General features: G+C 33.1%; 11 protein-coding genes. 6 read left to right on the top strand and 5 right to left on the bottom strand.

What is annotated here, in order from left to right; genetic code table 11:
• Positions 1-14: 14 nt before the first annotated feature.
• The gene (locus AC2D8I_RS02960; RefSeq protein ID WP_484704497.1) at positions 15-1,169 is read right to left on the bottom strand and encodes a 5-(carboxyamino)imidazole ribonucleotide synthase; all 1,155 of its coding nucleotides are present in this window, start codon (positions 1,167-1,169) and stop codon (positions 15-17) included.
• A gap of 126 nt (positions 1,170-1,295) precedes the next feature.
• Between AC2D8I_RS02960 and AC2D8I_RS02955 the strand changes: the two genes are divergently transcribed.
• From AC2D8I_RS02955 to AC2D8I_RS02945, 3 genes are all read left to right on the top strand, one after another.
• Positions 1,296-2,420 (top strand): adenylate kinase, encoded by a 1,125-nt coding sequence (locus AC2D8I_RS02955; protein ID WP_484704496.1) that lies wholly within the window; start codon positions 1,296-1,298, stop codon positions 2,418-2,420.
• Between the two features lie 69 nt (positions 2,421-2,489).
• The gene (gene obgE / locus AC2D8I_RS02950) at positions 2,490-3,488 is read left to right on the top strand and encodes a GTPase ObgE (RefSeq protein ID WP_484704495.1); all 999 of its coding nucleotides are present in this window, start codon (positions 2,490-2,492) and stop codon (positions 3,486-3,488) included.
• Between the two features lie 213 nt (positions 3,489-3,701).
• The gene (locus AC2D8I_RS02945; RefSeq protein WP_484704494.1) at positions 3,702-4,223 is read left to right on the top strand and encodes a DUF4136 domain-containing protein; all 522 of its coding nucleotides are present in this window, start codon (positions 3,702-3,704) and stop codon (positions 4,221-4,223) included.
• A gap of 44 nt (positions 4,224-4,267) precedes the next feature.
• On the opposite strand, the gene AC2D8I_RS02940 is transcribed toward AC2D8I_RS02945, so the two are convergent.
• A complete protein-coding gene (locus tag AC2D8I_RS02940) occupies positions 4,268-4,639 on the bottom strand; it encodes a DoxX family protein (protein ID WP_484704493.1) in 372 nt (123 codons plus the stop codon).
• A 92-nt stretch (positions 4,640-4,731) separates the two neighbouring features.
• Positions 4,732-10,743, bottom strand: a complete 6,012-nt coding sequence (locus tag AC2D8I_RS02935) for an alpha-2-macroglobulin family protein (protein WP_484704595.1) — start codon at positions 10,741-10,743, stop codon at positions 4,732-4,734.
• A 174-nt stretch (positions 10,744-10,917) separates the two neighbouring features.
• On the opposite strand from AC2D8I_RS02935, the gene AC2D8I_RS02930 reads away from it, so the two are divergent.
• On the top strand, positions 10,918-11,868 hold the full coding sequence (locus tag AC2D8I_RS02930; protein WP_484704492.1) for a tetratricopeptide repeat protein: 951 nt from the start codon (positions 10,918-10,920) through the stop codon (positions 11,866-11,868).
• Positions 11,869-11,985: 117 nt separating this feature from the next.
• A complete protein-coding gene (locus AC2D8I_RS02925; RefSeq protein WP_484704491.1) occupies positions 11,986-13,341 on the top strand; it encodes a UDP-N-acetylmuramate--L-alanine ligase in 1,356 nt (451 codons plus the stop codon).
• Positions 13,342-13,392: 51 nt separating this feature from the next.
• On the opposite strand, the gene AC2D8I_RS02920 is transcribed toward AC2D8I_RS02925, so the two are convergent.
• Positions 13,393-14,088 carry an SDR family NAD(P)-dependent oxidoreductase gene (locus tag AC2D8I_RS02920; protein ID WP_484704490.1) on the bottom strand — a complete coding sequence of 232 codons (696 nt, stop codon included), beginning with the start codon at positions 14,086-14,088 and terminating at the stop codon, positions 13,393-13,395.
• A gap of 112 nt (positions 14,089-14,200) precedes the next feature.
• Positions 14,201-14,710, bottom strand: coding sequence for a DUF3124 domain-containing protein (locus AC2D8I_RS02915; RefSeq protein ID WP_484704489.1), 510 nt, complete (start codon positions 14,708-14,710; stop codon positions 14,201-14,203).
• Between the two features lie 199 nt (positions 14,711-14,909).
• Between AC2D8I_RS02915 and radC the strand changes: the two genes are divergently transcribed.
• Entirely contained in the window at positions 14,910-15,608 is a 699-nt protein-coding gene (gene radC / locus AC2D8I_RS02910) for a RadC family protein (RefSeq protein WP_484704488.1), read from the top strand.
• The last annotated feature ends 52 nt before the right edge of the window (positions 15,609-15,660 follow it).

Raw genomic sequence — 15,660 nt, 5'->3', positions numbered from 1 at the left:
GGCACTAAATGTGATTATTCTGAAATTACTTTTATAGTCTTTTTAACGTCTTCTGCAATTTTTCTGGCCTTGTTTAGGTCTTTATTTACAATAGTTACATGCCCCATTTTACGAAAAGGGCGTGTTTGTTTTTTGCCGTATATATGAGGTGTCACTCCTTCCATTTTCATAATAGCATCAATATTTTTATAGATAACATTACCATTATAATGTTCGGCTCCAACTAAGTTAACCATAATCCCGCCTAATTTGCTATTTGTACTTCCTAAGGGAAGGTTTAAAATGGCACGAATATGCTGCTCAAATTGAGAGGTGTAACTGGCTTCAATAGTTTGATGTCCAGAATTATGAGGTCTGGGGGCTACTTCGTTTATTAGAATACTGTCGTCTTGAGTTAGGAATAATTCCACAGCTAATAAACCAACATGATTAAAAGCCTTAGATACTTTTAGCGCAACTTCTTGGGCTTTTTTAGCAATGTGTTCTGGGATTCTTGCAGGGCAAATAACATACTCTACTTGGTTGGCTTCTGGGTGGAATTCCATTTCTACAACAGGATAGGTTTTTACATCCCCTTTTGCATTTCTAGCGATTATAACGGCTAGTTCATTTTTAAAATCTATAAGTTGCTCTGCGATACATTCTCCTTTAGGTAAATTATTTAAATCCTCTAAAGCGCGTACAATTTTCACCCCAGTTCCATCATACCCAAATTGCGCACTTTTCCATACAAACGGGAAGTGTAAACCACCATTAGATATCGCATCTTTAATTTCTGAAGTATACGCAAAACGAGAAAATTTAGATGTTGGTAAGTCGTGATCTAAGTAGAATAGTTTTTGAGAGGCTTTATTTTGAATTATTTTAAGATTTTTAGAGGAAGGATATACTTTTATGCCTTCTTTTTCAAGAGCTTCAAGGGCGTCCACATTTACATTTTCAATTTCAAAAGTAAGGAGATCTACTTGTCTTCCGAAATTAACTACCGTATTGAAATCCATTAGATCTCCTTTAGAGAAAACATTGCAAGAAACCTTGGAAGGTGCCTCGTCACTTGGATCTAAAACATAGGTTTGAATATCAAATTTACGTGTCTCATTTAGAAGCATTTTCCCTAGTTGACCGCCTCCAAGGATGCCTAATTTAAAATTGGATGAGTAATAGTTCATTTTTTACATTGAAATTTGTGATACAAAAATACATTTTAAAACGTAAAGCGGCATAAAATGATAAACCAAAAAAGCGTATATCTTTTTACAAATCCGTATCTTTGCCTCTTTCGTAAAATTAAAGTAATGATAAAGCTTCACGATAAATATTTTAAGCCTTTTATTTCCGCTAAGGAGATTGATGATGCCGTTACGCGTATGGCAAATGATGTCGCTAATGATTTAGGAGCGGAAGTTCCTGTTTTTATTGGTATTTTAAATGGGTCATTTATGCTCGTTAGTGATTTTGTAAAAAAATATCCTAAGCCTTGCGAAGTTACATTTATTAAATTAGCGTCTTATGAAGGTGTTAAGTCGTCTGAAGATATTCAGAGACTTATAGGATTAACGCAAGATTTAACAGGGCGTACTGTTGTAATATTAGAAGATATTATAGATACCGGAAATACATTACACGAAGTACATAGAATATTTAAAAATGAAGGCGTAAAACAATTGTTGATTGCAACATTGTTCTATAAGCCAGAAGCATATAAAAAAGATTTTAAACTACATTACGTTGGTAAGGAGATTCCTAATAAGTTTATAGTAGGCTATGGATTGGACTACGATGGATTAGGTAGAGATTTGCCAGAAGTATATCAACTAAAAACAACACAACACATGACTAATATTGTATTATTTGGTCCTCCAGGAGCAGGTAAAGGAACACAAGCTAATTTTTTGAAAGAAAAATATAATCTAGTGCATATTTCTACTGGGGATGTTTTTCGGTTTAATATAAAAAATGAGACCGCACTAGGTGTTTTGGCTAAATCTTATATGGATAAAGGTCATTTAGTCCCAGATCAAGTAACTATAGATATGCTTGAAGCTGAGGTCGAGAAAAATGCAGGCGCTAAAGGCTTTATTTTTGATGGTTTTCCAAGAAATGAGTTTCAAGCAAAGGCATTGGATAAAATTATGGCTAATAAAGATTCTAAAGTTGATGCTATGATTGCTTTAGAGGTTGAGGATGAGGTATTAGTAGAGCGTTTATTAGAAAGAGGTAAAACTAGCGGGAGAAAAGATGACTCTGATGAAAGCATCATTCGAAATAGAATTAAAGTATACTATGCAGAAACAGCAGTGCTAAAAGATTTTTATGCTACCCAAGAGAAGTATTTTGGAGTAGATGGTATTGGAGATATTACCGATATAACAGGACGTTTATGTAATGCCATAGACGCATTAAGTTGCTACTCTTCTTAATTTTTGAGGCGTAGAATAAATATTTAAGAGAATGATTTCCCTTGTTAGGGAAGTGAAATAAGTTTTTCAATGACTGAAGGAAATTTTGTAGATTATGTAAAAATGCACGTCACTTCTGGAAATGGCGGAAAAGGATCAACACATTTACATCGCGAAAAATATATCGCAAAAGGCGGTCCAGATGGTGGAGATGGTGGTCGTGGCGGACATATAATTATTCGTGGTAATTCGAATCTTTGGACCTTATTACATTTAAAATATAAACGGCATATTCGTGCAGGTCATGGAGCGCATGGGAGTAGTGGAAGAAGTACAGGAGCCGATGGTACCGATGCGTATATAGAAGTTCCTTTAGGAACAGTTGTTAGAAATACAGAAACCAATGCCATTCTTTTTGAAGTCACCGATAATGGAGAGGAAATTATTGTCGCAGAAGGCGGGAAAGGAGGAAGAGGGAATTGGCATTTTAAAAGCGCTACAAATCAAACACCTCGTTACGCTCAGCCAGGAATTCCTTTAGAAGAAAAAGATATAACTTTAGAATTAAAGGTGCTCGCAGATGTAGGGTTAGTTGGTTTTCCTAATGCCGGAAAATCAACATTATTATCTGTGGTGAGTTCAGCTAAGCCTAAAATTGCAGATTACGAATTTACAACGTTAAAACCGAACCTAGGAATTGTAGAATATAGAGATTATCAAACCTTTGTAATGGCGGATATTCCTGGGATTATTGAAGGAGCTGCCGAAGGCAAAGGACTTGGACATTATTTTTTACGCCATATAGAGCGTAATTCAATTTTACTATTTATGATTCCTGCGGATGCTCCAGACATAAAAAAGCAGTACGATATTTTGTTAGATGAATTGCGACGCTACAATCCAGAAATGTTGGATAAGGAACGTATTATAGCCATTACAAAATGTGATATGTTAGACGATGAATTGAAAGGCGAATTGAAACTCGAATTAGATAATGAATTGCCAATTCCCTATACTTTTATTTCGTCTGTAGCGCAGCAAGGTATTACAGAACTGAAGGATAAGCTTTGGAAATTGTTGAATGATTAACGATTTCTAATCTTTATTGTTTTTTGCACCGAAAGGGATTGTGTTAATTGTAAAATAGATTGCTTTGTGATGCATTTTGCAGGAGTAATTCTTTTATTGCTCGCAAAAGAAAGGTTTAAATGACTTATTATAATAAAAAAGCAAGCCCAATTTTATTGGGCTATTAATCAAGGATGGTTTTATTTTCGTTATTTTTATATAAAAATGAATATTATGAGGCATCTAAGAATCTTTTTATTAGTTTTTTGTATTGTTTCGTGTGCTCCTATTCATGTGAGCTACGATTATGAGAGTAGTACCGATTTTTCAACTTATAAAACATACAATTTTTATGACGATATGAAAACGGGATTAACAGAATTGGATGAGAAACGGTTAATATTTGTATTGAGTGAGAAGCTAAATACAATGGGGTTTTCTATGTCTGAAACACCAGATTTTGTAATAGATATCAGTAGTCGTGAATATTATGAAAATAAAAAAAGTAATGTCGGTTTAGGTGTTGGAGGCGGAAGTGGCGGCTTAGGAGGCGGAATATCTATTGGTGTTCCCGTTGGTAAATCTAGTGTGAATAGGCAAATTACAATAGAATTTGTTGATGATTCTAAAACAGGGTTATTTTGGCAGGCTAAAAGTGAAAGTAATTTCGATCCTAATGCAAAACCCGAACAAAGAGAAGCTAAATTAAAGGCAATAATAGATAAGGTGTTAACGCAATATCCTCCAAAAAAATAAAAAGGAGATAGCAACGCAATCTCCTTTTTTGTTATTATTAGTGCTTAGTCGAGTAAGTTTTTATACTTTTTTTTGTAACCATAGAGTACAAGACTATTTAGTATTAACAAAACGGCTGCACCCGCAATGTCTTTAGGAGATAAAGTGGCGTGGAATAAAACAGCATTTATAGAAATACTCATTAATATTAATGCAGATAAAGCTCCGAATTTGTCTAGTATTAAAGCTAAACCAGCAATAATTTCAACAACGGCAACAAGGATTAATGTTTTAGAACTCATTAATGCTCCAAAATACGCACCAGCATCTCCTGTAGGTGTTTCCATTGGAATAAAATGAAAAAACTTATTGAAACCGAAAACTAGAATAAAGATTCCAAGAAATATTCTTAGAATGATAAATGTTTTTGAATTCATAATAATTAATTTAATTGGTTACAACTAAAGTTAATCAATTATTCTCATTTTTCTGTAGAAATATTTTTTAGAAAAGTAATAATACCATAAAACTAGTCTACATTAATTCTAATTCCTTCACTATGACTACTAAATTCAGGAGCATACATGCTTTGTATGGTTGTAATGCCATTACTCATATTACCAGCAATATTTACTCTTAAATCGTATTCGAAAATATAAATCCCTTTAGGAAGGTAGTCGAAAAAGAAATGAGTAGCGACATCTTTGGTGCTCTCATAATAGCTTATACCTTCTTGATACTTGTATTGTGAGAGTACATTTATGGGTTCTAAGCCAGCAGCTCGCATATCTTTCATATGTATAAATTGCATTGTGCGGTCACTTTGCACCTCTATGCGTACACGTACTAAATCTCCAACTTTTAAGTTGCTGTTTTTTGTGATTTCAGAAAGCTCTTCTCCTTGTTGTGTGTTTGTTTTTAAAAAGAGTTTCTTTTTTAATTTAAGTGGTGTTTCTGCAAAGGTTATTTTATCTAAATCTTCAAAATATTGCCAATATAAACTTCCCCAAGCGATACCTTTCCCTTTTTTTGAGATTTTTACTTTTCCCATTTCTGGTGTTATTTCTGAGCCATTCCAAGACGTTTTATAATAGCCTGCTCCAGCCTCTATTTTAACATCTTCCAGTTTTGTAGGCTTTATGTTTTGATTACCAATCACAACATCTACCATGTCTGTAACACTTAGCCAATCGCTTCCTTGTAGTAATAAGGCGTAAACAGCGTCTGTAGTTGCTTTGGTTGTTTGCCATTGATTGGTTTGCTTGTTTTTTAATAACCAGATTTTAAGATTGTCTACAGTTTCTGTATCATTTTCAATTTCGGAAAAGGCTTCAATAAGTAAAGCTTGTGTTTCTATAGGTGCTTGATACCAATGCCAAGAACTTGTATTTGCTTTCCAGTACATCCCTAATTCTTTAGAAGTAATCGCGTTTTCTTTTAAGGATTTTAGTATTTTGGATGCTGTGGATTTATCTGCCATTCTGTGTGTAATTAAAGCCATCATTCCTTTAGCGTATAAAGGTTGTTTTAACCAGTATTTCTTAATTTGAGAATGGTAATATTTGATAATAGTCTTGACTTCTTTAGCTGTTTTGATATCATCGAAAAAGCTTCGCATATATAAGTAATGTAATTGAGTGTAGCTTAGGTGATTTAAGTTTAAATCAATATCCTTATCATATTTTTTAATGCGATGATATTCTTTTATAAATTCGGCATCCAAATAGCGTATCGCTTTCTCTATCATTTGGGTGTTTTCTATAGTTTCTACTTTAAGTTGCTTTAAATGTCCAAATCCAGTGATGATGTGTTGCGTAATATAACGGTTCGCGTTTTTATTAGAAAACCAAGACCACGCGCCAGAAGGCATTTGGTTGTTTTTTAATTTCCGGTTGGAAGTGGCCAATGCGTTGTTCATTTTATTTAAATCAAATAATAATGCAATGCGTTTTTTCTGTTCGGTTTCGTTTTGAGCATCTCTTAACCATGGCGTTTCATGGATTAGAATAGATTTTAACTCTTGATTTTTTTCTAAATGACTTAGTAAGGCCTCTGTATTTCTCCATTGGTTAAATACGTCTTGTACTCTTGGGTTGGTATTTGCAATATGACTTGCTAGCGCATTGGCATAGTAACGCGAAAATATTTGTTCGTTACAATCGTATGGGTATTCCATTAGGTAGGGTAAAGCTTGTATAGCATACCAAGCAGGATTACTCGTCATTTCAAGAGTTAGTTTGTGGTTTTTAAGTGTTGTAGACGTATTGTTCTTTAACTTATTTAAGGAGAATGTTTTTGTACTATTACTTTTTACCCACATAGGTAATGTTTCGGTTATTAACATCCTGTTTGTTAATACTGGTAAAACGCTTTGTTCTCCATCTTCATAGTTGTCAGATTTAGCTACTATCTTATATTGAATAACTTGTATATTGTGGGGGATATCTAGATTCCAATTTATTTGTGTGTTACCTTTGGCGGCTACAGTGAAATTTTTCTTGTTTGAGAGGTTATTGAATAAAGTATCTATAGCTTTGCCCGAAAGTGCATTAAAGAGTTGCAGAAAAACTTGACCAGAACGTTGTTTTTTTGTGAGGTTTACAATTTTAGTGCTTATTTTAATTTGGTCTCCTTCACGTAAAAAACGAGGAGTGTTTGGTACCACCATTAATGCTTTCTGGGTTACAGCTTCCAATATAGTGGTTGCGCTTTCTAATGTTTTGGTATGCGCCAATAATTGTAGATTCCATTGCGTTAACGCTTCTGGAGTGGTAAAATTGAAGCTTATATTTCCATCGTCATCTGTACGTAATTGCGGAAAGAAAAAGGCCGTTTCTTTAAGGTTTTTTCTAATGTTTATGTTAGATAAGTTTTGTGCTTTCAATACCGATTTTGGCTGTGCTTGCTCTTTTAAATCTGAGTTTGTACGTGCTAAATTAAAAGCATCGTTGTCTTCTATAGCTTCAATGGTATTAGGGTTAGAGGCTTGAGTTAGTGTTGTTTTATCTCTTATCGCTATAGATTTATATAAAACATTACCTCTTTGAAAGCCAAAACTTAATCCAAACCAATTCCAAGTATCATACTGCTGTTGTGGAGTATATGTTTTTGTACTGTTGTGTTTTACGCTAAAGTTTGAAGTGGAAAAACTATGCCTTGCTGTTTTATAGATATGAGAACGGTAGCTCCCGTGAGCAATAGGGTTGAAATTCCATTGGTGTGGTTTGAACTGATCTAAAGAGGCATCGTACATACTGGCTAATAATTCGGCAGTAACCTTAGCGCTTTTCGCCCCTTTTATTTTAAAGGACCAGGTTTCTGCTGTTCCAGGTTTTAATTTATCTCTAAAAGAGCGGGTTTCTATATTTAAATCTGTTTTAGGATAAGGTATATTTATAATCAAATTACCGCTTTGAAAGCTGTTAAAAGCTGAAAAACTGTAAGACAGAGCAAAACCGCCTAGGTCTTTTGTGGTGAGCGGTAATATTATGGTTTTCTTTTCATTGTTTAAATGAACAATATATGAGGTCACAATTTTATGTTCTTTTTCTATGGCAATTGTAACATCTATATTTTTTGCAGCTGACGCTAATGTAATTATGGCTGTTTCATTAGGAGTGTATTCTGTTTTATTTGCCGTTATATTAAATAATTGATTGTCTGCTAGTGTTTTGTCTTTTTCACTATAAACAAAAGTTTCTGTTTGATCTTTTACCAGTTGCCCATATTTGTCTTTTGTTGTTAATTCTATAATATATTTGCCAGATTCCCATCGCTTTATATTTCCTAGACTGAGCGTTTTAGATTTTCCTGTATTAAATGTTTTTTCCAAAACAAGTTTCCCTTTTTTCCAGTGTTCACTGTTATCTTCATTAGTATATGCATCATGCGGGAATAGGGTTTTGAACTCACTTTTTGAAAAAGCTTGGTAATCTGGTGCTGGCCATGGGCGTGCTCTAAGTACATTTTCTGGAGCTAATAATTTATATATTTTAACAAAGCCTTCAGTAGTAACGAAAGCGCCATTTAAGTTTTGAGTTTCTATGGTAAGACTTTGTCTTTTATTCGTTTTATCGAGTTTGCTGTCTATAGTCATCTTTGCAGTAAGCGTATGGTATCCTATATTAACAATAGTAGTTGTGCTTTGGGTTTCACCATTTATATCTGTAACATCTGCTGTTATTTCATAATTAAAAATGGGTAAATTGTCTTTGTTTATGCGTTCATCGGGAATGGCTTTAAATGTTATTTCATAAAGCCCATTGGCATTTGTTTTTGTTTCACCATATGATATTTCTTGAGATTCACTTGTATAAATATTTGGTCTAGACCAATAAAACCAACGTGGGTATTGTACTTTACGTTTTACGCGATATACAACATTAGCATCTGTAATAGCACTTCCTGCAAAAGCTAAAGCTTCTCCTTTTACCGTTATACTGTCGTTTATTTTTAAGGTTTCAGTAATGGGGTTAAAATGTGTTTCAAATTTAGGGCGTTTGTATTCTTCTACAGAAAATGAAGTACTAGCGTTTAGTTGCTCACCATTTAGTTGAATGGTGAAGTTACCCATTAAACCATCATTAGGTAAAATGTATTCCCCAGAAACAGAACCAAAAGCGTTTGTAGTTAAGGTTAAGGTTTTAAGATCCTCAAAATTAGTGTTTACCAATTTTAGGTTGAGCTTTTCATTAATTAAAACTTCAGATGTTTTGTCTTCAGTTTTCATAGTTATAGCTTTAAAGTAAACCGTTTGACCAGGTCTATAAATACTTCTATCTGTAAAAATAAAAGCTTTGCGATTCGATTTTAACTTGTTATTGCCTTTATACTGTGCGCGGATATAATAATCACCAAAATAAGCGGTATCGTTTTTATGTGTGATTTTAAGTTTTAAATTTCTAATACTTTTTTGGGATTTAGATATCTTGATATACCCTTGGTCATCTGTTGTTTTATGGTCTTTTTCTTGTGCTATATTATTTAGATAGTAGTTTAATTCAACAACGGTATTTGCGATAGGGCTTCCATTATTTCTATTTATGAATTGGAAGTATTTGTATTGATCGTCTTCACATTCTACAGTAGCGATATTGGTTACTTGGATGGTATCATGCGATAAGAAATGAGACGCTTTATTATTAGCGGTAATTAAATAGCGTCCATTTTCTAATTTTGGTAGTCCAATTTCTGTGGAATGATTTTGGAAATCATTTTCATTTTTTAATGGAGATAGCCATTGTTTGTAAAGGGGTAATTTTGAAATAAAATTTTGTTGCTCGTCTGTTCTATATGTTTTTAAGAAGGTTATATATTCTTGCTCAGAGAGTTTGTATATTTTAAAGTCTAATTGATTTAAGTTTTTATATCTTATGAGTAAACGTGTGTGTGTGTGAATAGGAATAAAACGTTCTGTTTGAATGCGTAGGTTAGGATTTGTTATTTGAGATTTTAAAACAGCACATTTTTTGGCGCCTATACTTTCTGGGAATTTAGAAATAACGTTTTGGCACAAGTCCAGAGCTTCTTTACATTTCCATCTGTTTTTAGTATTCGATTCAGGGTGGTAGTCCTGGCCTTGTATATTGTAAATCTTAGCAATTTCAAAATCATATAACGAAGCAATCTCATGAGAACCATGTTTTTTACTTTCAGTTTTAAGCGTTTCTATTAAAAGGATGTCTTTATTCTCGAAAGTCGCATTTTGTTTAACATATTCTAAGCGTTTAATGTTTACATCGGTTAAAGCAATAGGGGAGTCGTCTTTTAGGTGGAATTTTATTAGTTCTTGATAAATTTTAAGTGCGTTTAGTTCTTGAGAAGTAGAGTCTTGAGCGGTTATTTTTAAACGCGAAAAGATTTCAGCAATACCTAAAAACGCAGTATTGTTTATTTCAAATTTATTTGTGGGTTTTGTAATTGTATGCTCTGTTGTGCTATAGAATTCTAGTGCATTATGACTTAGGAAATCAAATATTGTAGGTCTGTATATTTTAGAATCTTTTTGTAAGGATAAAAGTGTGTTGTAATCTTCTAATTTTGTTTGCTTTAATATTTTTTGATTCTTCAAAGACCTATTAAAGTAGAGGTGTATTTCATTAAACAGAGTTTTTAGGTCCCAAGTGCGAAAATCATTGTCATCAACTTTATCTGTTGTTTTAGAACGCGAGTAGAATTTATAACGATTTTGTTGAAAATATTGCCAATACAAATTTGCGAGAACATTTTCTAATATGTTTTTAGTGGGAGTACTACTATTAGCTATTTCTGCTTTTAAATGCGTTATTATATTTAATTGTGCATTTTCCTCCAGAATTAGAGCATATTTACTTTTAAAAAGTAATGTTTTTATTAGCTCTGGTGTATTATCGCTGGCTTTAGCTTTAGTTTCTATAAGGGTTATTTTTTCTAATGCTGATTTAGATAGGCCTTCTTTTTCAAGTGCTTCGACTTGTTTCCATAATTGTGAATAATCATTGTCTTGCGAGAATGAGAAATTAGCAAAGAGGATAATCATCAAAATAGAGAGGTACTTGTTCATTGTTGTGTTTTTTTTTACTTTGTATTTGCTCATAATTTGATTTTAGGTACTAAAAGTGAGAATACACTGTTTTATTGAGTATAATAAAAGTGTTTTAAAGTTAACGAAAACTTTTATAACACAAATCAAAAACAATACCAATAGAATATTATTTTTGTTTTAATTATTTAATTTATGAAATTATTATTTTACTTATTAGGGGTTCCTTTGTTGTGTTTTGGACAATCTTTATATAGCGATGCAGAACAATTTATAGCGCAAAAACAGTTTACAAGGGCTGAAACTATTTTAGTTCCCTTTGTAGGCAATCATCCAACAGATTTAAGAGCAATTGAGTTGTTAGGCGATGCATACGGGCATCAAAAAAAATGGGATGAAGCTGCCCAAGAATATAAGAAATTGGTTGACATTGAAGCGCATATAGCAAATTACCATTATAAGTACGGCGGTGCTTTAGGAATGAAAGCACTTACTATTAGCAAGATAAGGGCTTTAGCTTTTATAGGAGATATAAAAGCTGCCTTTCTTAAAGCGGCCAAGCTAGACCCTAAACATATCGATACACGTTGGGCATTGGTAGAATTATATATGCAATTACCAGGGATTATAGGTGGAAGTAAGAAAAAATCCTTACAATTCGCGAATGAGTTAGAGGCTTTGTCTGTAGTAGATGGTTATTTAGCTAAAGGTTATATTTATGAGTATGATGATGAACCAGAATTAGCAGAGAAGTATTATAAAAAAGCGATTGAAGTTGGCGGTTCAACAACTTGTTACGATAAACTTACTCAATTGTATGAAACACAAGGAGCACATGGAAAAGCCATTAAAAACTTAGAAGAAGCAAATCTAAAGCACAACAGAAATGCAATGCATTACCAAATCGGAAAAGTTTGTGCAGAATATAATTTGCAGCTGGATAAAGGTGAAAAATGTTTAAAGCGCTATATCGATAATTATAGTGCAAAAGATGGCGTGCCAAAATCATGGGCTTATTATAGATTAGCACAGATTTATAAGCATAAAAAAAATAAAGTTGAAGCATTATTCTGGATAGATAAGGCTATAATTGAGAAAGATTTAGAACCTTTTCGGGACGAAAAAAATAAGATAAACGCGCTCTAATTAAACAGCAGTTTAAAGCAATAAGTTATAGCGCCATCGATTTTTAAACTCTTGACTTAAATTATTCGAGAAATTACAGTGAAAAAAGTATCTTTGAACTCTCTTCAATATAAAACAATGAACGTACATTTTATAGCCATTGGCGGGAGCGCAATGCACAATTTAGCCTTAGCTTTACATAATAAAGGATATCAAGTAACTGGAAGTGACGATACTATTTTCGAACCTTCTAAGTCTAGGTTAGAAGCAAAAGGCCTATTGCCCGAGGCATTGGGGTGGTTTCCCGAAAAAATTACATTAGATACAAATGCCATTGTTCTGGGAATGCATGCCAAAGCAGATAATCCTGAGTTGATAAAGGGGCAAGAGCTAGGTGTTAAAATATACAGTTATCCAGAGTTTTTGTATGAACAGTCTAAGTACAAAACTAGGGTTGTTATTGGAGGAAGTCATGGAAAAACGACTATAACCTCGATGATTTTACATGTAATGCACTATCATGATCGTGATGTTGATTATATGGTTGGCGCTCAATTAGAGGGTTTTGATGTTATGGTAAAACTTAGCGAAACGAATGATTTTATTGTTTTGGAAGGGGATGAATATTTAAGTTCTCCTATAGATAGGCGTCCTAAGTTTCATTTATATAAACCCAATATTGCTTTATTGAGCGGTATTGCTTGGGATCATATTAATGTGTTTCCTACCTACGAAAATTATGTGGAGCAATTTAGCATGTTTGTAGACAGTATTGTAAATGGTGGAAGTATTAATTATAATGAAGAAGATCTAGAAGTCAAGCGAGTCGTGGAAGCTAGTGAAAATCCAATACGTAAATTAGCATATCGAACACCTAAATATACAGTGAGTAACGGTGAAACCTTATTAGAAACTCCAGAAGGCCCTTTGCCTATTGAAATATTCGGCAAACATAATTTAAACAATCTGGCAGGCGCAAAATGGATTTGCCAACATATGGGGATTGATGAGGATGACTTTTATGAAGCCATAGCCACGTTTAAAGGCGCAAGTAAACGCTTGGAAAAAATTGCTGAAAGTAAAAATAGTGTTGTTTATAAGGATTTTGCGCATTCACCAAGTAAAGTCGCAGCAACTACGAAGGCAGTGAAAGAACAATATGCAAATAGAAGCTTGTTAGCTTGTTTGGAATTGCATACTTATAGTAGCTTAAATGCCGCGTTTTTAAAAGAGTACCAAGGCGCTTTAGATGCTGCCGATGTAGCTGTTGTTTTTTACTCTCCACAGGCTTTACAAATTAAAAAGTTGGATGCCATAACGCAAGAGCAAATAGCAAAAGCTTTTCAACGTGAAGATTTAATTATTTATACAAATGCAGAGGAGTTTAAGCAGTTCTTGTTTTCTCAGGATTTAGAAAACAAAGCCTTGTTATTAATGAGCTCTGGTAATTATGGCGGTTTGGACTTTAATAGTGTTAAAACGTTAGTTGAGTAATATTGTGTTTATAGAAGGAATAGCGCTTATCTTGTAAAGTCGTATTGTAGATCATTGCTTTATTTTTGAAAGCCCACCATCTACATGTATTATTTGGCCAGTAACCCAAGACGATTTAGGCGTTAGTAAGTAAGCCGCAGCCTCTGCGATGTCATTTGCATCGCCTATTTTTTTTAATGGGTTTTTTTCAGATTGTAAATTCACTTTGTCTTCGGTGTTAAGGAATCTATGTGCTAAGTTTGTGTTTGTTAATGAGGGAGCTATTGCATTAACTCTTATGGTTGGTGATAATTCTGCTGCTAGCGCTCTTGTTAACCCTTCAATGGCCCCTTTGGATATTGCAACTTGTGAGTGAAAACTAAAACCAGATTGAACCGCTACTGTTGAGAAAAGTAAAATGGATGCATTTTTACTTTTCTTAATTTTTGGTAACAAATGTTTAATAATTTTAGTTGCGCCTATAACTTGAAGGTTAAAGTCATCTATAAAATCACTATCATTAAAACGATGAAAAGGTTTTAAATTAATACTACCTGGACAATAAGCTAAACCATGAATTTCTTCAGGAAAATGCTCTAGATCTAAACGATCTGTTTTTACATCTAACTGGATGTACTTTACATTTGGTCTGTCTTCAATTATATTTTTATGATAGGTCGCAATAATATTAGTACCTTGTTGTTCTAATAAATTAACTAGTGCTTTGCCAATACCAGAAGAGCCTCCAATTATTATATAATTCCTCATTATAAAATGATTTAAATTATTGAATTACAGTGTTTTACTTGGAGTCTAAAACTAAGTTAATTGATTTTTTTATAAAATCAATAGGAAAGGATAACATTTTTATAAAAGCATTTTATTTTATTCTCTTGGATTGTGTCGTAAAGGAAAGACCTTGTTGTCCCATAGTTGAATTCATAATGCCTTCAAATAATGGTTCAGGGCAATGCCTTGGGATTTTCCATTCAATTATGAAGTTAGAGCCAGTTCCGCCTTTAATATCGGTCTCGTCTATTATAATTTCAGTGGTTTCCATTGGAGCTAAATAAATAGGAGAATTAAAATAAGTACGTACAGGTTTTCCATGGGTGTCATAATACTTAGCTTTCAAGAGGTAAATAGTATCTGTATCGCTTGTATTTCGCATGCTAACCATTGCGGTTAAATTATGAGTTTTGTGCTCAGAACTACTATATATTTGTGAATAAATAGAAAGATATGATTTCCCATATTCAAGGTTTTTTTTAGCATTTATAGTGGCGTGTCTTTTGATCCAATTTTCTGGATTTATAGAGCTGATTTCCTTTTTTTCTTCACAACCAAAAATTAAAATATTTAGTAATAAAATTAAAGCCTTTTTTTTCATTATAAATTGTTTTAACGTATTAGATCAGGTAGTTAAACGAAGTTAGTTGATTTTTTTGGAAAACAATCATAAGCGATCATAACATTTTTATAAGTAGTGCAGATGTAGTTAAGTTTATCATAAATAATTTAAAAGCATTAATTTGTTCTAATTAAAAGGAAATGAGGGTTATATAAAAAAAAAGATGTAGTTTTAACAAATGCACAAAGAACGCTCCTCATTTTCAATAAAAAACTGGTCTCTAGACGATCGTCCTCGTGAGAAACTGCAAAGTAAAGGGAAATCTAGCCTTAGTGATGCAGAATTAGTTGCTATTTTAATAGGCTCAGGTAATAAAGACGAAAGTGCTGTGGCTCTGTGTAAACGTATTTTAGCAAGTACGAATAATAATTTAAATGCATTAGGTAAACTTTCTACAAAACAACTGATGTCTTTTAAAGGAATAGGAGAAGCTAAAGCAATTTCTATTGTGGCAGCATTAGAATTGGGTAGACGCCGCCGTGGTAGTGAAGCATTGCAACGTAAAAAAATAACGTCCAGTAGATCTGTTTTTGAATTATTACAACCTATTATAGGAGAATTACCTCACGAAGAGTTTTGGATAGTATATTTAAATAATTCTAATAAAGTTATTCAGAAAAACCAATTAAGCAAAGGCGGGATTACGGGCACCATGGTCGATATTCGCTTGGCTCTTAAAACGGCATTAGAAGTTGGAGCAGTAGGAATTATTTTAGCTCATAACCACCCTTCAGGAACACTAACACCAAGTCAAGCAGATAAAGATTTAACCGAAAAACTAAAAATAGGAGCAAGGAGCTTAGATATAAAAGTATTAGATCACCTCATTATTACAGAAAAAACATACTTTAGTTTTGCAGATAAAAACATACTGTAGCATTTAAGATTGTAAATATGAAATGACTCCTCTTTTAATTCCTTATTTTTGA

It is taken from the genome of Lacinutrix sp. YIN62 (genome assembly GCF_057219185.1).
The sequence above is the reverse complement of the archived record's forward strand: the minus strand, read 5'-3'. Positions and strand labels throughout refer to the sequence as shown.